This is a genomic window from Alcaligenes sp. Lyrl_28, from assembly GCF_051948705.1.
Taxonomy (GTDB): domain Bacteria; phylum Pseudomonadota; class Gammaproteobacteria; order Burkholderiales; family Burkholderiaceae_B; genus Alcaligenes; species Alcaligenes ammonioxydans.
In genome coordinates this window covers 70,473-93,892 of record NZ_JAYJLG010000001.1, presented here as the reverse complement: position 1 = coordinate 93,892, position 23,420 = coordinate 70,473, and the positions used below count along the sequence as shown (strand labels likewise).

Below are 23,420 nucleotides of genomic sequence, written 5' to 3'. Positions count from 1 at the left end.
AAATGCGCGGTGCGGTACGGCGCTGAGGCTATGAGGGCTGGCTGTTTACGCGCCCAAGTACGCCTTGCGAATATCCGGATTGGCCAACAGATTGGCCCCGGTATCCTGCATCACCACCTTCCCGGTTTCCAGCACATAGCCACGGTCTGCGACTTGCAGGGCCTTGTTGGCGTTCTGCTCGACCAGGAACACCGTCACGCCTTCATCACGAATGGTGCGGATGATGTCAAAGATCTGCGCGATGATCAGCGGAGCCAGCCCTAGCGTCGGTTCATCCAGCAAGAGCAAAGAGGGTTTGCTCATCAGGGCACGACCAATAGCCAGCATTTGCTGTTCACCACCGGACATGGTCCCGGCACGCTGGGAGGCGCGTTCTTTCAGACGGGGAAACAGTTTGTAGACATGCTCTTCCCCTTCTTCGATCTCACTGCGGTTCAGAAAGAAACCGCCCATCTTCAGGTTTTCCGACACGGTCAGGTCCGGAAAGACGCGGCGGCCTTCCGGGGAAATGGCGATGCCTTTGCGCATGATGCGGTGCGTGTCAGCGTGCGTGATGTCCTCGCCCATGAAGCTGATGCTGCCCGAGCTGGCTCGGGGCGAACCGCATACCGTCATGAGCAAGGTGGTTTTGCCTGCGCCGTTCGCGCCAATCAGGGTGACGATCTCGCCCTGATTGACGTCCACGCTGACTTGGTCCAGCGCCTGAATCGCGCCGTAATGGGTAGATACGGAGTCCAGCTTGAGCACTTATTCTTCCCCCAAATAGGCTTTGATGACGCGCGGATCATTGCGCACTTCTTCAGGTAGGCCGGTGGCAATGGGTTTGCCATACTCCATCACCAGAATCCGGTCCGATACGCCCATAACCAGGCTCATATCGTGCTCGATCAGCAAGACGGCCACGCCAAATTCGCGACGCAATTGGTCGATCAGAGCCTGCAGGTCACGTTTTTCCTGGGGGTTCAGGCCGGCAGCCGGTTCGTCCAGCATCAACAGGCGCGGCTGGGTAATCATGCAACGCGCGATTTCCAGACGGCGCTGGTGACCGTAGGCCAGGTTGCCGGCCTCGCGATTGGCCAGGTCAGTCAGCCCCATGAAATCCAGCCATTGCACGGCACGTTCTTTGGCCTGCTTCTCGGACTGTTTGTATCGTGACAGATTCAGCAGCCCCGACAGGAACCCGGCCTTGAGCTGGCTGTGCTGGGCAACGAGTAGGTTCTCCAGCACGGTCAGCTTCTTGAACAGACGCACGTTCTGGAAAGTGCGCACCAGCCCTTTCTGAGCCACTTTGTGGCTGGGCAGGCCGTGAATGGGCTGACCTTCCAGAGTGACCGAGCCGGAAGTGGGATTGTAAAAACCGCCTACGCAGTTAAACACCGTAGTCTTGCCTGCCCCGTTGGGCCCGATGATGGCAAATACCTCGTCTTTGGCCACATCAAAGCTGACGGAATCCACCGCCAGCAAGCCGCCAAAACGCATGGACAGGTCTGATACTTGCAGTAATGGACTCATGTGCGCAACTCCACATGAGGACGCTGCACAGGCAACAAGCCCTGCGGACGCCATACCATCATGGCCACCATGACCAGACCAAAAATCAACATCCGATACTCCGCAAACTCTCGGGCCAGCTCAGGGACCACAGTCAGCACAATGGCCGCCAGGATGACGCCGATTTGTGAACCCATGCCACCCAGCACCACAATGGCCAGGATCAGGGCGGATTCAATAAAGGTGAAAGACTCTGGATTGACCAGACCCTGACGGGCAGCGAAGAATGCCCCGCCAAAGCCGGCAAACATGGCGCCCATGGTAAAGGCAGACAGCTTGATGGTGGTCGGGTTCAGCCCCAGCGAACGGCAGGCAATCTCGTCCTCGCGCAAGGCTTCCCAGGCACGGCCAATGGGCATACGCACCACGCGGCTGGAGACCAGCAAGGTAATCAGGGCCAAAGCCAGGGCCATCAAGTACAGATACACCACCACGTCCTGGTTGCTGAAGGTCCAGCCCATCAAGTCGTGGAACGTGGTCTGCCCTTCTGGCGCACGACGCGCCATGGGGAAACCGAATACGGTTGGCTTGGGTATGCCGGAAATACCGTCAGGGCCGCCGGTCAGGTCATACATATTGATGAGCAAGAGGCGGATGATTTCGCCAAAACCCAGAGTGACGATGGCCAGATAGTCGCCACGCAAGCGCAGCACGGGGAAACCCAGCAGAAAGCCAAACAGGGCCGCCATGCCACCAGCCAGCGGCAGTGCTTCCCAGAAGCCCCAGCCTGCGTAGTGATAGAGCAAGGCGTAGGTGTAGGCACCCACCGCGTAGAAACCCACAAAACCCAGGTCCAGCAGGCCGGCAAAGCCCACCACAATGTTCAAGCCCAGACCGAGCATGATGTAGATCAGCACCAGGGTGGCAATGTCCACCTGGGCTCGACCGCCAAAAAAGGGCCAGACCACGGCGCAGGCAATCACGATATACAGCAGAATCTTTTTGTGCTGCATGCTTAGCGTCGGCAGTGTCCAGCGGCTTTCTCGCACTTTGGTGCGATTGACGTTGGGCCGGATCAGCTGAACCACAAATACCAGGGCCATGCCAATCAGGACGATCTGCCAATCGCTCTCCAGATGGGTAGTCATTCCGGAGCGCACAATTTGCAGCCCAAAGACGGGAGCCACAATGATGCCTGCCAGAACAGCGGCGATAAATGCATTGCTAAAGCGGTTCATCATCAGACTTTCTCCACCTCGGGTTTACCCAGCAGGCCCGTGGGGCGGAACAGCAGGATAAAGACCAACAGCAAAAAGGCCACGATGTCCTTGTACTGCGACGAAATAAAGGCAGCCGCAAAGGTTTCTGCCAAACCCAGCAAGACACCACCCAGCATGGCGCCAGGGATGCTGCCAATCCCGCCCAGCACGGCGGCGGTAAAGGCTTTGATGCCGGCGATAAAGCCGATAAAGGGGTTCAGTTTGCCAATCGCGGTGGCAATCAGCACGCCGCCCACGGCGGCCAGCATGGCACCGATGATGAAGGTAAAGGAAATGATCTTGTTGGTATCAATACCAAGCAGATTGGCCATGCGCAAGTCTTGGGAACACGCGCGCGAAGCCCTCCCCAGTCGCGAATACTTGATGTAGAGGCTGAGCATGATCATCAGCACCACGGTCACGACAATAATCATGACACGCGAGTATGGCGCTGTAACGGTAAAGCCGTCCGAGCCCAGGCTGAACTGGAAGGAACCCGACAGCAGCGTTGGTACGGCCATGTCGCGCGCGCCCTGACCCAGGGCCACCCAGTTCTGCAGAAAAATGGACATACCAATGGCCGAGATCAGCGGAACCAGCCGGGGGCTGCCACGTAACGGCGCATAGGCGACTTTTTCAATCGCATAGCCGTAAACGGCGGTTACCAGGATGGCAACCAGCAACATGATAAGAATGATCAGCCAGATGGGCAGACCCGAGCCTACGCCAATCGCAGTCAGGGTTACCAGCCCGACATAGGCGCCGATCATATAGATCTCGCCGTGGGCAAAGTTAATCATTCCGATAATGCCATAGACCATTGTGTAGCCGATGGCGATCAGTGCATAAATAGCGCCCAAGGATAATCCATTGAACAGCTGTTGCACGATCTGAGGGAGTAAATCAGACATGCTTGTTTTTTTCCGTTGAGTCCGTCGTTTTGTTCTGAGGCTTTGTGGGCATCCAAAAGCAATGCCCCCGTTCTTCATAAAGAGCGGGGGCACATCATCCAGTCTTATTTCTCAACTAGATCAAAGTTGCCATCTTTATCCCACTTGAAAACGGCAAATTCGAAGTGCTTCAAATCACCCTTGGCGTCGTATTCTACCTCGCCAATGGCGGTATTGAACGCATTTGCGTGCATGTAGTCAGCGCCCTTGGCCGAATCCTCGCCGACGGCGTTGATCGTATCGGCAATAATTTGTACTGCCGCATAGGCCGGGAACGTGAAGGCCCCGTTAGGGTTGCGCTTGTATTTGCTGAAGTTCTCCATCACCTCTTTGTTGGCCGGCATCTTGGTGAAGTCAGTTGGCAAGGTCACCAGCAATCCTTCCACTGCCGGGCCGGCAATGGCGACCAGGTCACGGTTGGCAACGCCTTCCGGTCCCATGAAGGTGTTTGTCATGCCCTGCTCACGAGCCTGACGCAGTAACAGACCCAGTTCGGCGTGATAGCCGCCAAAATAAATCAGGTCTGGATTGACGCCCTTGAGCTTGGTGATCACGGCTGAATAATCGCTGTCACCGACGTTGATGCCTTCGTACATGACAATGTTCATGTTCTTTTTCTTGAGTGCGTCACGCACTTGCGTGGCCACGCCCGAGCCGTAGGTTTGCTTGTCATGCAGCACGGCGATGCTCTTGGGCTTGAGCACATCAGCAATGTAGTCGGCCGCAAAAGGGCCTTGCTGGTCATCGCGCCCGATGGTGCGGAAAAAGTAATGAGGTTTGATGGTGTCGGTCACCAGCGGCGAGGTGGCGCCGGGAGTAATCGCCACAATCCCTTCCTGTTCGTAGATGTTGACAGCTGGTACGGTCGTGCCCGAGCACGCATGGGCGACGGCGAACTTGGCGCCGGAGTTGACCACGCGGTTGGCAGCCGGTACGGCCTGCTTGGGTTCACAGGCATCGTCAATCAGAACGGCCTCCAGCTTTTTGCCCTTGACCCCCCCTGCTGCATTGATCGCGTCAATCGCGGTCAAGGCACCGGCCTGGATCTGGTCCCCGTATTGAGTCGATGGGCCGGTCATGGGTTGAGGAATACCGATTTTGATGGTGTCCGCCGCGTAGGCGGTACCCATGGCCATTACCGTGGCCAGGGCGGTCAGAGCGGGGGTAAAGCGTCGAGTAAAGGTCATAGCAGCTGTCTCCCGAGGCCGGGGTCTACCGGCATTGCTTTTTAGAAAGTGCTTTTTCTGGTGCCTGGATAATCGTTGTTCTGCACCAGGGGAACCCATTTTGGGGTAGCCGCCTAAACGTTGTCACTTCGTATAAGCCCTAGCGCCGCGCAACGGTGTTTTCCGAATAAGCCTGCTTTGTTAAAAACCTGTTTCCTGAAAATACCTCGCCTGTTCAAGGCCTTATGGCTAAAAGACAAAAAGCATCCCGGAGGATGCTTTTTGTTTTGCCTGTTCAGGGCGCCCGATTAATTCCGCTTGGGGTAAAGAAAATCAAGCAGGTATCAGGAAAACTCTTTAGCCAGTTCACCGGCCCGCAGTTTGGCAGCCTTGACCGCTTGTTGTACCAGTGGCGTAAAACCCCCTTCGTTAAAAACAGCCAAAGCTGCAGCCGTGGTACCGCCCTTGGAGGTGACCCGCTCGCGCAAGACGGAGGGCGCTTCGGGAGACAGGGTTGCCAGCTGGGTGGCTCCATGCAAGGTCGCCAGTGAGAGCTGGCGGGCCTGTTCGGGCGACAAGCCCTGCTCAATTCCGGCTTTGATCAAGGCTTCGATGAACAAAAAGACGTAAGCTGGGCCACTGCCCGAAACGGCGGTGACGGCATCAATGGCTGCATCGTCCTCAACCCAAACCACCTCGCCAACGGACTTCAACAATTGCTGAGCAATGGATTTGTCGCTGTCATCCACCTGTTCCAGAGCCATCAGACCGGTAATGCCACAGCCAATAAAGGCCGGCGTATTGGGCATGCAGCGGATAACACGCTGGTACGGCTTGCCAGGCTCACCCAGCCACTGGGCCAGCGCGGTGGCGGGGATACCGGCAGCGACACTGATCACCAAGGTATCGTCCTGCAGATAGGGTTTGCAGGCCAGCACGGTCTCTTTCATGACCTGGGGCTTGACGGCGAAAACCCAGATACGTTGCCTGGACAGGGCCGGACCGGGCTCATGGGCGATGTGTACGCCTTGCTGGGCCCAGGACTCCAGGGCGGGCGGGTAGATATCGATTGCCAAAACGTCCGAGCCGCCGCAGCGTTTCCCGATCAAACCAGCGGCCAGCGCGCTAGCCATATTGCCTGCGCCGATAAACGCCAGCTTAAAAGAGGTATCGTGTGGATTCATCATCGCTCCCATTTAAAATCTGTCCTCTGACACGTTTTCTTAGCGTTTGAGGGTAATTAGTCATTGCTTATATGACGAACCCATGGATACATTCACGAGAGCGTCATAAACAAGTCATAAGCTTGAGTTTTAAAACCTGCTACACCTTAGCGGCACCTTTTATACAGGAGAAAACCTGATGCGAACAAAACTATTTGCTCTGTCTCTGGCCGGTCTGATTGCTTCGATTGGCACTGCGCAAGCGGCCACGGAAATTCAGTTCTGGCACTCAATGGAAGGAGCCTTGGGCGAACGGGTTAATGCATTAGTCAAAGACTTTAACGCATCTCAGTCGGACTACCAGGTTAAGGCTTCGTATAAAGGCAATTATGGCGAGTCCATGAATGCTGGCGTGGCCGCTTTCCGGGCGGGAAATGCACCCGATATCCTGCAAGTCTTTGAAGTGGGCACAGCCACCATGATGGCAGCCAAAGGCGCTATTCAGCCCGTTCAGGAGATGTCCGAAAAAGTGGGCAAACCGATCAACCCCGCTGATTTTCTGGGCGCTGTGGCCGGCTACTACTCTTCGAACGAGGGCAAGCTGATCTCCATGCCGTTCAACAGCTCCACTCCCGTGCTCTACTACAACAAGGATGCGTTCAAAAAGGCTGGCCTGGACCCCGAAAACCCACCCAAGACCTGGCAGGAACTGCATGCCGCCGCCAAAAAGCTGCGTGAGTCCGGTCAGGAGTGTGGCTATACCTCGTCCTGGCCATCGTGGATTTTGCTGGAAAACTTTGCGGCCTGGCACAACATTCCGTATGCCAGTGAAAACAACGGCTTTGGTGGCCCCGGTGCCCGCCTGCAGCTGGACAATCCGCTGTTTCTCAAGCACATGACCTTCCTGGCGGATATGTCCAAGGACGGCTCCTTCTCGTACGGCGGTCGGGGTGATACGGCCAACGCCCTGTTTACCAGCGGCAAGTGCGGCATGTTTACCGGCTCCAGCGGCAACCGCGCCAACATCATCAAAACCGGCGAGTTTGAGTTTGGCACCAGCAGCCTGCCCTATTACAGCGATGTGCAAGGCGCCCCTCAGAACTCCATTATTGGTGGCGCCTCCCTCTGGGTATTTGCCAAAAAGTCGGATGATGTCTACAAAGGCGTTACCGAATTCTTCCAGTTCATCTCCAGCCCTGAGCAGGCTGCTGCCTGGCACCAGAACACCGGTTATGTCCCTGTGACCAAGGCCGGCTTTGAAAAGACCAAGGAGTCCGATTTCTACGCTAAAAACGTAGGTGCGGATGTGGCGGTCAAACAGCTCGATGCCAGCACGACCGATAACTCCCGCGGTATCCGACTGGGTTATTTGCCCCAGATTCGCGATATCGAGGACGGTGTGATGGAACAGATTTTTGCAGGTAAAGTCACGCCTGAAGAAGGTTTGAAAGCCATGCAAAACCGTGGCAATGAACTGCTGGAGCGCTTTGAAAAGAGCGTGAAGTAAGCCGGGCCCGCCTTGTGCGGGTGGTTTACAATCGAGCGTATGAGCGCAGCGCCTGACGACGTTCCTTCCGGCCCCTGGCCCTACTAAACCGTCAGCAGGCCGTCCTGGCTGCTCATACGCTTTTCGTTTCACCTGAAATCTGTCCACCCTGATGGTGGCGCTCCTTTCCCCTTGCGCGCGAACCTATGGAAAAACGTGTCGTCTTTCGTCATAAGACACTGCCCTACCTGCTACTTGCTCCGCAGCTGGCCATTACTGTGATCTTTTTTTTCCTGCCTGCCGGGCAAGCGCTGTGGCAGGCTTTTCATTTGGAAGATCCGTTTGGTCTGTCCTCGCAGTTTGTCGGCCTGGCCAACTTTACCGAGCTGTTCAGCAGTACGGAATACAGGGCCTCGTTCAAGACGACCGCCGTGTTTTCCCTTGCCGTGTCCGTTCTGGGCCTGGTGGTGGCGCTGCTGTTGGCGGTAATGGCAAATCGCGTGGTGCGCGGCGCCCTGCTGTATCGCAGCCTGCTGATCTGGCCTTATGCCGTGGCAACCGCCGTGGCCGGTGTGTTATGGCTATTTCTGTTTTCGCCGTCCGTGGGGATTGTGGCGGTTTTTCTGCTGGAGCAGGGCTTTGAGTGGAACCCGCGTTTGAATGGTAACGATGCCATGTTGCTGGTGGTGATTGCCTCAGTGTGGAAACAGATCTCTTACAATTTTTTGTTCTTTCTGGCGGGTCTGCAAGCAATCCCTCGCTCTCTGATTGAAGCAGCCGCCATGGACGGTGCCGGGCCAATGCGCCGTTTTTGGGGCATTGTGTTTCCCCTGCTGGCGCCCACGACCTTTTTCCTGTTGGTCGTCAATATTATTTATGCCTTCTTTGATACGTTCGCCATCATTGATGTCGTCAGCCAAGGCGGCCCAGGTGAAGCAACGTCGATCCTGGTCTACCGAGTCTATAACACCGGCTTTCGAGGCCTGGATATTGGTTCCTCGGCGGCTCAGTCCGTGGTGCTGATGGCGATTGTGGTGGCACTGACCGTGATTCAGTTCCGCTACATCGATCGCAAAGTGACGTACAGCTAATGCGCAGCAAGGAACACAGTCATGGTTGAACGACGCCCTCTTCTCGATTTTTTCACGCATCTTATCCTGATCCTGGGTGTGATCGTGATCGCCCTGCCCCTGTACATCACCTTTGTGGCCTCGACCCAGACCAGTGCCGAAGTGGCCCGTGCGCCCATGTCGCTCTGGCCGGGCTCGCACATGGTGGAGAACTACCTGACCGCCTTGCAAGGCACGGCGACCAATTCTCCGCCCGTGGGCCGCATGCTGCTGGTCAGCATGGTGATGGCGCTGGGCATTGCGGTTGGCAAGATCATTATTTCCATGCTCTCGGCATTTGCCGTGGTGTATTTCCGCTTCCCCTTTCGCATGCTGTTTTTCTGGATGATTTTCATCACCCTGATGCTGCCTGTGGAAGTGCGAATCATGCCCACTTACAAGGTGGTGGCCGATTTGCAATTGCTCGATAGCTACGGAGGCCTTATTTTGCCTCTGATCGCCTCGGCAACGGCCACCTTCCTGTTTCGCCAGTTCTTTCTGACCGTGCCGGATGAGTTGATCGAGGCAGCGCGTATTGATGGGGCTGGCCCGATGCGGTTTTTCAAGGATGTGTTGCTGCCTCTATCCAAAACCAGCATTGCCGCTTTGTTTGTGATTCAGTTCATTTACGGCTGGAACCAGTATCTGTGGCCGTTGATTATCACCACCAAAGAGGATATGTACCCCATTGTGGTCGGTATCCGGCGCATGATTTCCGGTGGTGACAGCGTGACTGAATGGAATGTGGTGATGGCAACGGCCCTTTTGGCGATGATCCCGCCCGCACTGGTGGTGATGCTGATGCAAAAATGGTTCGTCAAAGGTCTTATCGACTCTGAAAAGTAATTCTCTACAGGCTTTATTGAATGGCTAGCTTACGATTTGAAGGCGTCAAGAAAACCTACCCGAACGGGACGGTCGTTATTCACGGCATTGATGTGGACGTGAACGATGGCGAGTTCGTGGTCATTGTGGGCCCTTCCGGCTGCGGGAAATCGACCTTGATGCGTATGGTGGCAGGCCTGGAATCCGTTACGGCGGGCCAGGTTCTGATTGACGGTAAAGTAGTCAATGATCTGGAACCGGCTGAACGCGACATCGCCATGGTGTTTCAGAACTACGCCCTCTACCCTCATATGTCGGTCTTTGACAATATGGCCTATGGTCTGAAGATCCGGAAATTCTCCAAGGACGAGATCAAGCAACGGGTCAATGCGGCGGCGGCCATTCTGGAGCTGGGTGCGCTGCTTGAGCGGCGTCCCGGCCAGCTATCAGGTGGTCAGCGCCAACGGGTGGCGATGGGTCGTGCGATTGTGCGTGAGCCCAAGGTGTTTCTGTTTGATGAGCCGTTGTCAAACCTGGATGCCAAGCTGCGAGTCCAGATGCGCCTGGAAATTCAGAAACTGCATCGTCGCCTGAAAACCACCAGCCTGTATGTGACTCACGATCAGATTGAGGCCATGACCTTGGCTGAGCGCATGATTGTGATGAACCAGGGCATGCCCGAGCAGATCGGCACTCCGGTCGAGGTGTTTGAAAAACCGGCCTCGGTGTTTGTGGCCACGTTTATTGGCTCGCCGCCCATGAACCTGTTACCGGTGCAAGTGAGCGAGCAAGGTCAGATTCTGCAGGACAATGGCCAGTCTGTGCAGTTTGGCCCTGAGATGGTGCCTGCCTCCGTCCGAGGCCGCAAGGTGTTTTTGGGCATTCGCCCTGAACACATCAGGCTGCATGTGCCGGGTGTGACGACGCAAGTTGAAATGGTCGAAGTTCTGGGCTCCGAGCAGCTCTTGCATCTGGGTTGTGGCGACTACCGCATTATTGTGCGCTGTCCGATTGAACAAACGCGCGAGTATCCGATTCAAATTGGGGAGGCCATCCAGATTGGTCACATGCCCCCCCACCCTTTGCACTGGTTCGATCGCGAGACGGGGTTGCGTATTGATGCCTGAATGGGCTTGAGCGCAAAACCCTAATACAAAAAACCGACCCGAAGGTCGGTTTTTTTTTTGCACACAAGTATCAGAGATTACTTGCCGTAGACCGATTTGCTACCGTCTGCGTGCCAGCTGAACACATCAAATTTGAAGTCGTTCAGGTCGCCCTGCTTGTTCCAGCTGATAAGACCGATAGGTGTTTTCACACTGTTGGCATGCAGGTACTCTGCCACCTTGACGGGGTCGTCAGCGCCAGCGCCCTTGATGCCTTCGGCAATAGCCAAGGTGGCAGCATAGGCGGACAACTGGAACGCACCGCTAGGATCGCGCTTCTTGTCCTTGAAGGCTTGTACGATGGCCTGGTTGTCGGGATCTTGCGAGAAGTCCGCAGGCAAGGTCAGCAGCATACCTTCCACGGCCTTGCCGGCAATGGCGTTGATATCGGGGTTGCCTACCCCTTCTGGGCCCATGAAATGAACTTTCACGCCTTGCTCATCTGCCTGACGCAGCAACAGCCCCATTTCGGGGTGATAGCCGCCAAAGTACACGAAGTCCACACCCGTGGATTTCAGTTTGGTGATTACAGCCGAGTAATCACTGTCGCCCGCATTGATCCCCTCGAACAGGACCACGTCCGTACCGGCTTTTTGCAGTTCAGAGCGGACCGAGGCGGCAATACCCTGACCGTAGGACTGCTTGTCGTGCAGCACCGCTACTTTGGTGGGTTTGATCTGTTCCAGAATGAACTTGGCAGCAGCCGGGCCTTGCTGATCATCGCGACCGATGGTGCGCAGGATCATTTCATAGCCTTTGCCATCGGTGACCGCAGGAGCCGTAGCCGATGGGGTGACCATCAATACGCCTTCGTTGTTGTAAATGTCCGTGGCCGCGATGGTCGCACCCGAACACACGTGGCCGACAACATAATGGATCTTGTCATTCACGATACGGTTAGCGGCGACAGGCCCTTGCTTGGGTTCGCAGGCGTCGTCAACAGTGACCAGTTCGAGCTGTTTGCCCAGAACGCCACCGCTGGCATTGATCTGTTCGATGGCTGTGTCGACACCTTGTTTGACCATATCGCCGTATTGGGTGACCGAGCCTGTAAAAGGGCCCGCCAGCGCGATACGGATATTGTCAGCGTGAGCAGCACCGGACAGGAGCAGACCCGTTGCCAGGCTCATGGCCGCTGCAACAGGAGTGAAACGAATTTTCATAGAAAACACCTCCGTGAATATGCAGGAAAGCATACACCGATAACGAGGCTTTATGCCTGCCTTGCGGCCCAATTCAGGGTTTTCTATAGTGGAAAAAAGAAGGGCCACCTTGCGGCGGCCCTTTTTCTTGCGCTTGGACAGCGACAACGAGCGAATTACTGCAGCAAACTGCGCAGCATCCAGGCGTTTTTCTCGTGCACGTCCAGACGCTGGGTCAACAAATCAGCCGTGGGCTGGTCGTCGGCAGAGTCGGCGCGATCAAAAGCCGTACGGGCGGTACGAGCCAGCGCTTCGTTACCCTTGACCAGCAATTCGATCATGGTGGTGGCATCCGGCACGGAAGTGGGCTGCGTAATCGAGGAGAGCTTCTGGAATTCGGCGTAGGTGCCTGGCGCGTAATGACCCAACGCGCGGATACGCTCAGCGATGTCGTCCAGAGCCTGCCACAGTTCCGTGTACTGGGTCATGAACAGCTCGTGCAGAGTCTTGAACATGGGGCCAGTGACGTTCCAGTGGAAGTTGTGTGTCATCAGGTAGACGGTATAAGAGTCGGCCAGCACCTTGGACAGCTCATTGACCACCGCAGCACGATCTGCCGTGGAAATGCCGATATCAATCTTCAGCGCGCTGCTGGTGGACGTCGCGGGGGCAGCGGGTTTGGTGGCGGCCGGTTTTGCAGCCGCCGGTTTACGGGCGGCGGCGGGTTTGGCCGCAGGCTTGGCGGCCGCTGTAGCAGGCTTTTTGGCGACGGCCTTTTTAGCAGTCACTTTCTTGGCGGGGGCCGGTTTTGCTTCAGCCTTTGCATCGGCTGCAACTGCGACCTTGGTATCAGTGTTCGGGGCTTCTTCGGCCTTGTTGACCTTGGCGGTTTTACTCACTGCTTTCACGGCTTTTGCCATAGTGGACTCCTGTTAAACAGAGGGCTAAATAAATACTGAAGCAGAATAACACGCAGTGGCTGCGCGGCTTACGCTAGTTCAGGATACGGGAAATTGCTGTTGTATTCGACTTTTAAGTAGTTCACACCAGCTAACCCGCTTTCCATGATCCCACGGGTCAGCGCATCAATGGCCGAGAGACGTGGAAAACTTTTGCGCCAGACCAAGGCAATGCGCCGATCTGGAATGGGTTTTTTGAAGGGAACGTAGGCCAGCAGTTCGTTAGCCTGTCCGGGGGCCGTCAGTGAACTGGCAGGCAGGACCGTCAAACCGATGCCGGTGGCGACCATATGTCGGATGGTTTCCAGCGACGATCCTTCAAAGGTGCGCTGTATCCCTTCACTGGAGGCCGAAAAACGGGATAGCTCGGGGCAGACATCCAGCACCTGGTCGCGGAAGCAGTGGCCGGCGCCCAGCAGCAACATGGTTTGGTCTTTCAGTTGCTCGGGGTCGATTTCCTTACGCTTGGCCCAGGCATGATCATGCGGCATAGCCACTACAAAGGGTTCGTCATACAGCTCGCGGATGACCAGGCCTGTCTCGGGCAAAGGCAGGGCCACAATTGCACAATCAATCTCACCTTGACGCAGCAGCTCCAGCAGGCGCACCGTAAAATTTTCCTGCAATAACAGCGGCATTTGCGGAGTCAGTTCGATCTGCTTGGGAACCAGCTTTGGCAGCAGATACGGCGCTACTGTGTAGATAATGCCCACGCGCAATGGACCGGCCAGGGGATCATGGCCCTGTCGGGCAATTTCGCGCAAATTGGCCCCCTCTTCCAGCACCTTCTGTGCCTGGGTAACAATACGCAGCCCGATCGGGGTAATCGCCACTTCGGGCCCGCCACGCTCGAAGATGACCACGCCTAATTCGTCTTCCAGCTTCTTGATGGCCACCGATAAGGTGGGCTGGCTCACAAAGCAGGCTTCGGCGGCACGCCCAAAATGGCGTTCGCGTGCCACGGCAACGATGTACTTCAGCTCGGTCAATGTCATGACAATTCCTTGTGCAAAACAGCATTAAGACCTTGGGTAAAGAGCGCTGGCCGGACAGGCTGAGCATCTTCACCACAATACAGGGGCGCCTATGGCGCCATATCCATCCTGCCTGGCTTAGCACGCCGTAAACGGTGAAGCTTGTAGGCAGGCTCATGGTCAACTACGCAGTAACTCTTCCCGTCCCTTCATCCAGCGCTGCAAATGCTGGTGAGCGTGGTCTGGATAATCACGTCGAAAGGAGCTGGCCAAGTGTTGGGCCTGTTCGATCAGGTCCTCATCAGACTGCAAACTGGCAAAACGCAGGCCGGCCTGTCCGGACTGGCGCATGCCCATAAACTCGCCAGGGCCGCGTTGTTCCAGGTCGCGGCGGGCGATCTCAAAGCCATCCGTGGTTTCATACATGGCCCGCAAGCGCAAGCGGGCCACTGCCGAGAGCGGTGCCTGGTACAGCAGCACACAAACGGACTGGATCTGCCCGCGCCCTACCCGACCGCGCAGCTGGTGCAGTTGAGCCAGACCGAAACGCTCGGCATGCTCAATAATCATCAAAGAAGCGTTAGGGACATCCACCCCCACTTCGATGACGGTCGTGGCGACCAGCACGTCCAGATTTCCGCTGCGAAAGGCTTCCATGACCTCCGCTTTTTCTGCCGAGGACAAACGGCCATGAATCAGGCCGATCCGCAAAGGAGCCAGGGCTTGTTCCAGCGCCGCATGGGTGTCGACAGCGGTTTGTAACTGCAGGGCCTCGCTTTCCTCGACCAGGGGACAAACCCAATAAGCTTGTCGTCCCTGCGCGACTTCGGCTCGCACGCGGGCCATGATCTCATCACGACGATTGTCCGCCGCCAGTTTTGTGATGATGGGACTGCGCCCGGGCGGCAACTCGTCAATCGCGGACACATCCAGATCCGCAAAAAACGCCATGGCCAACGTGCGCGGGATAGGGGTCGCACTCATATTGAGTTGGTGGGGCAAATAGGCTTGGCCTTTGTTGTCCTGTGCATCGCCCTTGCGGTTCAGCTCCAGACGCTGGCCCACTCCAAAGCGGTGCTGCTCGTCCAGGATCACCAGCCCCAGCTTATGAAACTGAACATTGTCCTGAATCAGGGCCTGGGTGCCGATCGCCAGACGCGCTTGCCCAGAATGAATGGCCTCATATGCAAGGCGTTTGGCCTTCACGCCCAAACTGCCGCTTAACCAGGCCAGTTCCACGCCCAGCGGTTCCAGCCACGTACGCATTTTCAGATAGTGCTGCTCGGCCAGGATCTCTGTGGGTGCCATCAGGGCTACCTGGAAGCCGCTGGCAATGGCCTGCACCGCAGCAATAGCCGAGACAATGGTTTTTCCGCTACCCACGTCGCCTTGCAAAAGCCGGTGCATGGGATAGGAGCGCTTCAGGTCCGCACTGATCTCTTTAACGCAGCGCTGCTGAGCTGCCGTCAGGCTAAACGGCAAGGAGGCCAGCAGGGATTGGAGCAAATCGCTCTTGGCTTCACGCATCGGCTTGGCGCGTTGAGCCTGACGGGCCGCGCGAGCTTGCGCCAAGGAGAGCTGCTGAGCCAACAGCTCATCAAACTTGATGCGACTCCAGGCGGGATGGCCCTGCTCGAACAATTCGTCGTAGCTGAGCTCTGGCGGCGGGTAATGCAAGAGCCGGATGGCCTCGTTAAACGGCATCAGGCCATATTCGGCACGGACTTGCTCGGGAAGCGTGTCGCGCAGGTCCGCGGTATTGAGCGCATCGGCAATGGCTTTGCGCAGTTGGGTCTGACTCAAGCCGTCCGTGGTGGGATAAACAGGCGTTAGTGCGCGCGCCAGGGGTTGGCCGGCTTTGGTGACTTTGGGATGCACCATTTCCAGGCCATGAAAGCCCTGGCGCACCTCGCCACGCACCCGCAAGGGCAAATCGCTTTGCAGTTGTTTGAGCTGGCTGGGATAGAAATGCAGCCAGCGCAAGGCCAGCTCGCCACTTTCATCGGCAATACGGGCATGCAGTTGCGCCCGAGGCCGAGCCTGGACATCTGTGCTGAGAATACGTCCTTCGATCTGCGCCATCTTGCCGGGGTAAAGATGGGCAATAGGCTCGACCTGGGTTTCGTCCTCGTAGCGCAAAGGCAGATGGACCACGAAGTCGGCAGGCTCTCGCAGACCGAGCTTCTCAAATTTCTGGTCCAGACTGAGCGCTTTACGGGGCGCAGTCCGTTTGGCCTGAGGCGCAGGCCGACCTGCGGTCATGGCAATACGTCTTTAGAAATTGAGGATTGCCTCGACCTCGAACTGAGCGCCTTTGGGCAGGCTGGCCACACCGATGGTCGAGCGTGCGGGGAAAGGCTGCGGAATCAGTTCGGCCATGATGGCATTGGCGCTGGCAAAGCGGGACAGGTCTGTCAGAAACAGCGTCAGTTTGACGATGTCGGTCAGGCTGGCGCCAGCTTCTTTGACCACGGCTTCCAGATTGGCGAATGCCTGACGTACCTGACCTTCAAAATTTTCAGATACCAGTTCGCCGGTGGCCGGCTCCAAACCGATTTGACCAGACAGAAACACGGTCTTGCCGCCCGATGCAATGATGGCCTGAGAATAAGGGCCTACGGCAGCCGGAGCGGCGTCGGTGAAGACAACTTGCTTAGTCATAAGAAACCTCTGATGAGTGTTGTACTATCAGAGTTTAAGCGCCTATAGCTAAAATTAACAGATCTTGGCGTGATTATTTTTCCACGAAGGCGCGTTCAATCACGTAGTCGCCGGGTTGTCCAACACCAGGCGATACTTCAAAGCCGCGCTCATCGAGCATGGCGCTGATGTCGGCCAACATGGCGGGGCTGCCGCACAGCATGGCGCGATCCTGAGCAGGGTCCAACGGGGCAATGCCCAAATCCTGGCACAGCTTGCCGGTTTCGATCAGTTCCGTGATGCGGCCCGTATTGCGGAACGCCTCGCGCGTAACCGTGGGGTAATACAGCAGCTTTTCGCGCACCATCTCGCCAAAGTACTCGTTTTGGGGCAGCTCGTTCTGGATGAAATCCGAGTAGGCCAATTCGCTCACATAGCGAACACCGTGTACCAGGATCACTTTCTCAAAGCGCTCATACGTGTCCGGATCTTTAATGATGCTCATGAAAGGAGCCAGACCGGTGCCCGTGCCAAACAGGAACAGATTGCGCCCGGCCCGCAGGTCGTCGATGACCAGCGTGCCCACAGGCTTGCGGCTGACCAGAATGGTGTCGCCTTCTTTCAGGTGCTGCAGGCGCGAGGTTAATGGGCCGTCCTGCACCTTGATACTGAGAAACTCCAGGTTCTCTTCGTAATTGGCGCTGGCGATACTGTAAGCACGCATCAGCGGCTTGCCATCGACTTCCAGACCGATCATGACAAAGTGCCCGTTATGAAATCGCAGGGCGGCGTCGCGGGTAGTGGTAAAGGAGAACAAGGTGTCGTTCCAGTGGTGGACGCTAAGCACTTGTTCGGTATTGAAAGCTGCCATGGTAGTTATCGTGTAAAGGGGCCACAAAGCCCGGATCAGTAAGCAAATATCTGCCCATTGTACCGAGTTCAGCAGGTAAATCCATGCTCGAACATCAATGCGATTTGATCGCAATCAGGACAAACCATTAAGTTTTCAGACGGGGAATTGTCGCTCTCCGGGCGGGCTGCGGAACCGCAGATTTGACTGTTTTGCGTACTGACTGCCCAAATAATTCTTGCCTACTTCCTGCATACGTTTGATAATCATTCACATTTTCCGGCTTTAAGCTAACTGCGCCTGTTTCTGGAGTGTTGATGATGCGCTTTACTCTTCGTAGTCGTGCCCTGACCCAAGCCCTGCTTCTGTCCGCGATGGGTACTGTGTCGATGGCGGCTTTTGCTTCTGGCGAAGTCAATCTCTACACCACCCGCGAACCCGGACTGATTACTCCTCTGTTGGAAACCTTTAGCAAAGACACGGGTGTGAAGGTCAATACCGTGTTTGTGAAAGATGGCCTGATCGAGCGTGTCAAGACAGAAGGTGACAAATCCCCTGCCGACATTCTGATGACGGTAGACATTGGCAATCTGCTGGATCTGGTCGAAGCGGGTATTACCCAGCCGGTGGAATCCGCAGCCCTGGACAGTGCCATTCCCGCCAATCTGCGCGGCGCGGACAAACAATGGTATTCCCTGTCCTTGCGTGATCGCGTCGCTTATGTTGCCAAGGACGTGGATGTGAAAAGCATTCACTACGAAGATTTCGCCGACCCCAAGTGGAAAGGCAAAGTGTGCATCCGTTCGGGCCAACACCCTTACAACACGGCCTTGGTCGCCGCCATGATTGCGCATGATGGGGCCGAAGCAACGGAAAAATGGTTGCGTGGCGTCAAGGACAATCTGGGTCGCAAAGCCGCCGGAGGGGACCGTGACGTTGCCCGCGACATTCTGGGCGGGATTTGTGATATCGGTATCGCCAATGCCTACTACGTGGGCCGCATGAAAAATGCCGAGCCAGGTAGCGACGCCTACAAATGGGGTGAAGCCATTAATGTGGTGCGTCCCACCTTCGCGGACACCAAAAGTGGCGGCACGCACGTGAACATTTCCGGTGCGGCGGTGGCCAAGCATGCTCCCAACAAGGACAATGCCGTCAAATTGCTGGAATACCTGGTTTCCGAGAAAGCGCAGAGCCTGTATGCCAAGGCCAATTACGAATACCCCGTGCGCGCCGGTGTTGAACTGGACCCGGTCGTGGCCAGCTTTGGGCCCTTGAAGGTCGATCCCTTGCCGCTGACTGAAATCGCCAAGCATCGCAAGCAAGCCAGCGAGTTGGTGGATAAAGTTGGCTTCGACAACTAAAATCGCCCTACTCTTTTTCTACGACCGCCAGCTTTGAGAAATCAGAGCGGCGGTCGTCGCGCATTGAAGCGCCTGTAACACCTAGCCTTTCATAATGCCCTTTTTTCGTCGTCTGCCCCTTTGGTCCCTGGCCGCTGCTGTGATTGCCCTGATTGTGGCTGCGCCTGTGATTACCCTGCTGACCCACGCCTTAGGCGGCTCGACCGAGCACTGGTCGCACCTGTTCCAGTTCGTGTTGCCCCACGCCATGAGCAATACCTTATTGCTGCTTCTGGGGGTGGGAATGGTGGTCAGCTGTTTAGGGGTGGGCGCTGCCTGGCTGATTACCGCCTACGAGTTTCCAGGCAGGCGGGTTCTGCAATGGGCGTTGCTGCTGCCTTTGGCGGTCCCGACCTATATCGTGGCCTTTGCTTATCTGGATTTGCTGCATCCGATCGGGCCGATTCAATCGGCCATACGCTATGTGCTGGGTTACAGCAGCCCGCGTGAATTTCGTCTGCCGGACCTGCGCTCCCTGGGCGGGGCCATTTTTCTGCTGGGCTCGGTGCTCTATCCTTATGTTTACCTGAGTACACGAGCCATGTTTGCCACTCAGTCGGCCAGTCTGCTCGAAGCGGCACGCATTATGGGGGAGTCCGGACGCAGTGTCTTTTTCCGGGTTGTGCTGCCGATGGCCCGCCCCGCGATTGCTGTGGGCGTCAGTCTGGCCTTGCTGGAAACCTTGAATGATATCGGCGCTTCCGAGTTTCTGGGTGTGCAGACCTTGACGGTATCGATCTACACCACCTGGGTGACCCGTTCTGATCTGGCAGGTGCCGCTCAAATCGCTGTTTCCATGCTCTGTCTGGTGGCGGCCTTGATCAGCATTGAGCGTTATGGCCGTCGTCGCCAGGCGTATTCCAGTAATCAACGCTCCGAGCCTATCCGACCCACTCGGTTGAAAGGCTCGGCGGCCTGCATCGCGATTGCCTTGGGTGCGGCCCCCGTGCTGGTAGGGTTTGTGGCTCCTTCCCTGTATCTGCTTAACGAGACAATCAAACATGTGACGCAAACCGGCGGCATCTCGGCGCAACTGCTCAACAGTGCCTGGAACACCCTGTATATCGCTGCCCTGGCTACGCTTGCGACTCTGTTCTGTGGTCTCGTGGTTGCCTGGGCTGCCCGCGCCGTCCGTTCGGGACGCAAGCCTCGTCTAGCCCGTTTTCTGGCCGGTGTCAGCAGTCTGGGCTACGCCATTCCCGGGACGGTGTTGGCGATTGGTCTGTTGACTCCCCTGGTGATGTTCGATTCTTTTTACAACCAGCTCCTGTCCTGGTTGGGCATTTCGTCAAGCGGACTGCTCTTGATGGGCTCTACTCTGGCCTTGGTGCTCGCGTATACCTTGCGCTTTCTGGCGATCTCGATTGGCGGCATCGAGGCTGGCCTGGCTCGTATTCCCGCTTCCTTGGAGCAGGCCTCCCGCCTATTGGGTGAAACGCCGGCCGGCACGCTCAAGCGCGTGCATTTGCCTTTGCTGCGCCCGGCCATGGGTGCGGCTGCCCTGCTGATTTTTGTGGATGCCATGAAGGAGCTTCCGGCTACCTTGCTGCTGCGTCCGATGAATTTCGAGACCCTGGCAACCTGGTTGTATGCGGAAGCGGCGCGGGGAACCTATGAGGAAGGCGCGGTGGCGGCTCTGGCCATTGTGCTGGCCGGTTTGATCCCCGTTATTTTATTGGCTCGTACTCAATTGATGGCCTCTGGCCCACGCGCATCATGAATGATTTTCTGGATTTACAGGCTATTACCCTGTCCTACGATACGTCCGAGGGATTTCGGCCGGTCGTCGACCAACTCAGTTTGCACCTGCCACAAGGGGAAATTGGCTGTTTGCTTGGCGCGTCCGGCTGTGGCAAGACCACGGTTCTGCGTGCGATCGCCGGCTTTGAGCCTTTGCGCGCCGGGCATATTTTGCTCAATGGCCGTGTGCTATCCGCTGTTTCTCAACAGGTTCCACCGGAAGACCGGCATGTCGGCATGATGTTTCAGGATTACGCGCTTTTCCCTCATCTGACCGTAGAGAAGAATGTGGCGTTTGGCCTGCGCAAATGGGGCCAGAACGAACGACAAGAGCGGGTACACGACATGTTGGAGTTGGTGGATCTGTCCCGCTTGGCACAGCGCTATCCGCATGAATTGTCCGGTGGTCAGCAACAGCGTGTTGCTCTGGCGCGAGCGCTGGCTCCCAAGCCGTCCTTATTATTGCTTGACGAGCCGTTTTCCAATCTGGATGTGGATACCCGTGAGCGGCTGGCCTTTGAGGTGCGCGAGATTTTAAAAAAGGCCGGCATCACGGCAATATTGGTGACGCATAATCAGGCAGAGGCCTTCGCGATTGCTGACCGCATCGGCGTGATGCAGGCGGGCAAGATTATCCAATGGGATACGCCCTACAGCCTGCATCATCATCCCGTGAATGACTTTGTCGCGGACTTCATCCGGCGGGAGGCCATTATGGCGCAGCGTGCCCAGGCCTTTTTACGTGGGGAGCCCGTGGCACTGTGACTGGGGTCGCGTTCTCCCGCGCCGCGGCCCTGACCGCACAGGGTGCCCTTTTCTGTCTGTGGGCGTTGCACGCTGGATTGCTACAAACCTAAACGCCTAGCCGGGTGGTCTTGATGAGCATCCATACTGCCATCGGCGGGAGTCGCTGGCTTGACCATGTCAATATGAGCAATGCCATCTTCGTCGTAGATTTCACCGACGGGTTCAAACCCTAAAGACCCGTAGAACTTCTGCAAATGAGCCTGTGCGCCAATGCGAATATCCTCGCCAGGATACTGAGCATGCGTAAATCGTATAGCCTCAGCCACTAGGGCATAACCGATCTTCAAACTGCGAAACTTGGCCACAGTCAGGACGCGGCCAATGGACGGTTCGGCATACTTCAGTCCCGGCTCGACAACGCGGGCATAGGCCGCCAGCTCTCCATCCTTGAACACCGACAAGTGCCAGGCAGTCAGATCCAGACCGTCTGCTTCCTGATAGGCGCACTGCTGCTCCACCACAAACACGGCTTCGCGAACCTGGATGAGGGCGTACATCTCCCGAGAGGAGAGATCATCCAGTCGTTTCCATTGAAAATCCAGGGTCATCTTTACTTCCATATCAATAGGGTTTGCGTGACTGCGTAGGGTAAAGGTCTGAGCACGAGTCGCAAGCATAAACTGCCAGAGCCCAGAGGCTCCGGGCGGCTTGAACAGCGCGGCTACTGAGGCTGTGGATTGTTCAGTGTCACCGTTTCTGTGTTTGCCGTGTCCATAAAAAGAGCGGCCTGAAGGCCGCTCTTTTTGACCGCACTGGCACAAGCCAGCGCCCGCGATCTTACAGGCTGTAGTACATGTCGAATTCGACCGGATGCGGCACCATGCGCAAACGGGTGATTTCGGCTTGTTTCAGCTCGATGAAGGCATCCAGCATTTCGTTGCTGAACACACCGCCCCGGGTCAGGAACTCGCGATCCTTGTCCAGAGACTCGATGGCCTGTTCCAGAGAAGCGCACACGGTTGGGATCTTTGCATCTTCTTCAGGAGGCAGATCGTACAAGTTCTTGTCGGCAGGATCGCCAGGATGGATCTTGTTTTGCACACCGTCCAGACCGGCCATCATCAAGGCCGAGAAAGCCAGATAAGGGTTGGCCATTGGGTCGGGGAAACGTGCTTCCACACGACGAGCCTTGGGGTTGCTGACGTAAGGAATGCGGATCGAGGCCGAACGGTTACGGGCGGAGTACGCCAGTTTGACCGGTGCTTCAAAGTGCGGAACCAGACGCTTGTAGGAGTTGGTCGTGGGGTTGGTGATGGCGTTCAGAGCGCGAGCGTGCTTGATGATGCCGCCAATGTAGAACAAGGCAAACTCGGACAGCCCGGCGTATTCATTACCTGCAAACAAGTTCTGGCCATCTTTCCAGATGGACTGGTGAACGTGCATGCCCGAACCGTTGTCGCCCACGACAGGCTTGGGCATGAAGGTTGCCGTTTTTCCATATACGTGAGCCACGTTATGGATGGTGTACTTCATGATCTGATTCCAGTCTGCGCGCTCGACCAGGGTCGAGAAACGCGTGCCGATTTCCAGCTGACCGGGAGCCGCCACTTCGTGGTGATGGATTTCAACAGGAACGCCCTGCTGCTCCATCAACAGACACATTTCTGCGCGCAGATCGGCAAAAGAGTCTGTGGGTGACACAGGAACGTAACCGCCTTTGACCCCTGGGCGGTGACCCAGGTTGTTGCCATTGAGTTCCAGGCCGCGCGACCAAGGGGCTTCTTCGGAGCGAATCTTCACGAAGCTGCCCGACATGTCGTCGTTCCAGGTAATCCCATCGAACACGAAGAATTCTGGCTCGGGACCAAAGTACGCGGTATCGCCCAGGCCGCTGGAGCGCAGGTAGGCTTCGGCACGCTTGGCCAGCGAACGGGGATCGCGGTCATACCCTTTCAGGTCGGACGGTTCGACCACATCGCAGGTCAGAATCAGGGTGGGCTCTTCACGGAACGGGTCCATACGCGCGGTTTTGGCGTCCGGGATGAGCAACATGTCCGAGGCTTCAATTCCTTTCCAACCAGGCAAGGAAGAGCCGTCAAACGCGACGCCGGACTCAAAGCGATCCTCGTCCACCGCGTGTGCGGGGGTGGTCAAGTGGTGCTCACGGCCCAGGGTATCGGTAAAGCGGAAATCGACAAACGTGATTTCGCGTTCGGCGATGATCTTCAGAACATCTTCGGGGGTGGACATGGTTACTCCAGCGTCAATGACGTTAACAAAAAGTGAGGAGGAGTGGCGCGGATCATTGTGTAACCCACTACGGCAGGTCTTAATTACGTTTACCGGGATC

Annotated in this window: 21 protein-coding genes; 7 read left to right on the top strand and 14 right to left on the bottom strand. The window is 56.5% G+C overall.

Features of this window, described 5'->3' with window-relative positions:
- Nucleotides 1–45: 45 nt before the first annotated feature.
- From VF694_RS00420 to proC, 6 genes are all read right to left on the bottom strand, one after another.
- Nucleotides 46–747, bottom strand: a complete 702-nt coding sequence (locus VF694_RS00420) for an ABC transporter ATP-binding protein (protein ID WP_003800034.1) — start codon at nucleotides 745–747, stop codon at nucleotides 46–48.
- Nucleotides 748–1,512: a high-affinity branched-chain amino acid ABC transporter ATP-binding protein LivG gene (gene livG, locus VF694_RS00415; RefSeq protein ID WP_003800036.1), complete on the bottom strand. Its 765-nt coding sequence runs from the start codon at nucleotides 1,510–1,512 to the stop codon at nucleotides 748–750.
- Nucleotides 1,509–2,732, bottom strand: a complete 1,224-nt coding sequence (gene livM / locus VF694_RS00410; protein WP_039942987.1) for a high-affinity branched-chain amino acid ABC transporter permease LivM — start codon at nucleotides 2,730–2,732, stop codon at nucleotides 1,509–1,511. Before livM ends, livG begins: the two co-directional genes overlap by 4 nt.
- On the bottom strand, nucleotides 2,732–3,661 hold the full coding sequence (livH, locus tag VF694_RS00405; protein ID WP_003800042.1) for a high-affinity branched-chain amino acid ABC transporter permease LivH: 930 nt from the start codon (nucleotides 3,659–3,661) through the stop codon (nucleotides 2,732–2,734). Before livH ends, livM begins: the two co-directional genes overlap by 1 nt.
- A gap of 104 nt (nucleotides 3,662–3,765) precedes the next feature.
- Entirely contained in the window at nucleotides 3,766–4,887 is a 1,122-nt protein-coding gene (locus tag VF694_RS00400; RefSeq protein ID WP_003800044.1) for a high-affinity branched-chain amino acid ABC transporter substrate-binding protein, read from the bottom strand.
- Nucleotides 4,888–5,210: 323 nt separating this feature from the next.
- Nucleotides 5,211–6,062: a pyrroline-5-carboxylate reductase gene (proC, locus tag VF694_RS00395; RefSeq protein WP_131071790.1), complete on the bottom strand. Its 852-nt coding sequence runs from the start codon at nucleotides 6,060–6,062 to the stop codon at nucleotides 5,211–5,213.
- Between the two features lie 166 nt (nucleotides 6,063–6,228).
- Between proC and ugpB the strand changes: the two genes are divergently transcribed.
- The 4 genes from ugpB (at nucleotide 6,229) to VF694_RS00375 (ending at nucleotide 10,576) form a co-directional block, all read left to right on the top strand.
- The gene (gene ugpB / locus VF694_RS00390; protein WP_003800047.1) at nucleotides 6,229–7,536 is read left to right on the top strand and encodes a sn-glycerol-3-phosphate ABC transporter substrate-binding protein UgpB; all 1,308 of its coding nucleotides are present in this window, start codon (nucleotides 6,229–6,231) and stop codon (nucleotides 7,534–7,536) included.
- Between the two features lie 185 nt (nucleotides 7,537–7,721).
- Complete coding sequence (gene ugpA, locus VF694_RS00385; protein ID WP_003800049.1) at nucleotides 7,722–8,606, top strand: sn-glycerol-3-phosphate ABC transporter permease UgpA; 885 nt, start codon at nucleotides 7,722–7,724, stop codon at nucleotides 8,604–8,606.
- A gap of 21 nt (nucleotides 8,607–8,627) precedes the next feature.
- Entirely contained in the window at nucleotides 8,628–9,470 is an 843-nt protein-coding gene (ugpE, locus tag VF694_RS00380) for a sn-glycerol-3-phosphate ABC transporter permease UgpE (protein WP_003800051.1), read from the top strand.
- A 20-nt stretch (nucleotides 9,471–9,490) separates the two neighbouring features.
- Nucleotides 9,491–10,576 (top strand): sn-glycerol-3-phosphate import ATP-binding protein UgpC, encoded by a 1,086-nt coding sequence (locus VF694_RS00375; protein ID WP_003800053.1) that lies wholly within the window; start codon nucleotides 9,491–9,493, stop codon nucleotides 10,574–10,576.
- Nucleotides 10,577–10,653: 77 nt separating this feature from the next.
- Here VF694_RS00375 and VF694_RS00370 read toward each other — a convergent pair whose 3' ends face one another.
- The 6 genes from VF694_RS00370 to VF694_RS00345 all read right to left on the bottom strand — a co-directional run bounded on the left by VF694_RS00370 (nucleotide 10,654) and on the right by VF694_RS00345 (nucleotide 17,201).
- Nucleotides 10,654–11,778 carry a branched-chain amino acid ABC transporter substrate-binding protein gene (locus tag VF694_RS00370; RefSeq protein ID WP_440163511.1) on the bottom strand — a complete coding sequence of 375 codons (1,125 nt, stop codon included), beginning with the start codon at nucleotides 11,776–11,778 and terminating at the stop codon, nucleotides 10,654–10,656.
- 155 nt (nucleotides 11,779–11,933) lie between these two features.
- Nucleotides 11,934–12,401: a Dps family protein gene (locus tag VF694_RS00365; RefSeq protein ID WP_039943084.1), complete on the bottom strand. Its 468-nt coding sequence runs from the start codon at nucleotides 12,399–12,401 to the stop codon at nucleotides 11,934–11,936.
- Between the two features lie 344 nt (nucleotides 12,402–12,745).
- Complete coding sequence (locus VF694_RS00360; RefSeq protein ID WP_003800059.1) at nucleotides 12,746–13,711, bottom strand: LysR substrate-binding domain-containing protein; 966 nt, start codon at nucleotides 13,709–13,711, stop codon at nucleotides 12,746–12,748.
- A gap of 159 nt (nucleotides 13,712–13,870) precedes the next feature.
- Complete coding sequence (gene recG, locus VF694_RS00355; protein WP_003800061.1) at nucleotides 13,871–15,952, bottom strand: ATP-dependent DNA helicase RecG; 2,082 nt, start codon at nucleotides 15,950–15,952, stop codon at nucleotides 13,871–13,873.
- Between the two features lie 12 nt (nucleotides 15,953–15,964).
- The gene (locus VF694_RS00350) at nucleotides 15,965–16,351 is read right to left on the bottom strand and encodes a Rid family detoxifying hydrolase (RefSeq protein WP_003800063.1); all 387 of its coding nucleotides are present in this window, start codon (nucleotides 16,349–16,351) and stop codon (nucleotides 15,965–15,967) included.
- Between the two features lie 73 nt (nucleotides 16,352–16,424).
- The gene (locus tag VF694_RS00345) at nucleotides 16,425–17,201 is read right to left on the bottom strand and encodes a ferredoxin--NADP reductase (protein WP_003800065.1); all 777 of its coding nucleotides are present in this window, start codon (nucleotides 17,199–17,201) and stop codon (nucleotides 16,425–16,427) included.
- A gap of 299 nt (nucleotides 17,202–17,500) precedes the next feature.
- Between VF694_RS00345 and VF694_RS00340 the strand changes: the two genes are divergently transcribed.
- From VF694_RS00340 to VF694_RS00330, 3 genes are all read left to right on the top strand, one after another.
- Nucleotides 17,501–18,544 carry a Fe(3+) ABC transporter substrate-binding protein gene (locus tag VF694_RS00340; protein WP_003800067.1) on the top strand — a complete coding sequence of 348 codons (1,044 nt, stop codon included), beginning with the start codon at nucleotides 17,501–17,503 and terminating at the stop codon, nucleotides 18,542–18,544.
- Between the two features lie 94 nt (nucleotides 18,545–18,638).
- Complete coding sequence (locus VF694_RS00335) at nucleotides 18,639–20,303, top strand: ABC transporter permease (protein WP_440163510.1); 1,665 nt, start codon at nucleotides 18,639–18,641, stop codon at nucleotides 20,301–20,303.
- Nucleotides 20,300–21,088, top strand: coding sequence for an ABC transporter ATP-binding protein (locus VF694_RS00330; RefSeq protein ID WP_440163509.1), 789 nt, complete (start codon nucleotides 20,300–20,302; stop codon nucleotides 21,086–21,088). The genes VF694_RS00335 and VF694_RS00330 overlap by 4 nt, the downstream gene beginning before the upstream one ends.
- An 80-nt stretch (nucleotides 21,089–21,168) precedes the next feature.
- On the opposite strand, the gene VF694_RS00325 is transcribed toward VF694_RS00330, so the two are convergent.
- Nucleotides 21,169–21,678 carry a GNAT family N-acetyltransferase gene (locus VF694_RS00325; protein WP_003800073.1) on the bottom strand — a complete coding sequence of 170 codons (510 nt, stop codon included), beginning with the start codon at nucleotides 21,676–21,678 and terminating at the stop codon, nucleotides 21,169–21,171.
- A gap of 229 nt (nucleotides 21,679–21,907) precedes the next feature.
- Nucleotides 21,908–23,320: a type I glutamate--ammonia ligase gene (gene glnA / locus VF694_RS00320; protein ID WP_059317635.1), complete on the bottom strand. Its 1,413-nt coding sequence runs from the start codon at nucleotides 23,318–23,320 to the stop codon at nucleotides 21,908–21,910.
- Between the last annotated feature and the right edge of the window lie 100 nt (nucleotides 23,321–23,420).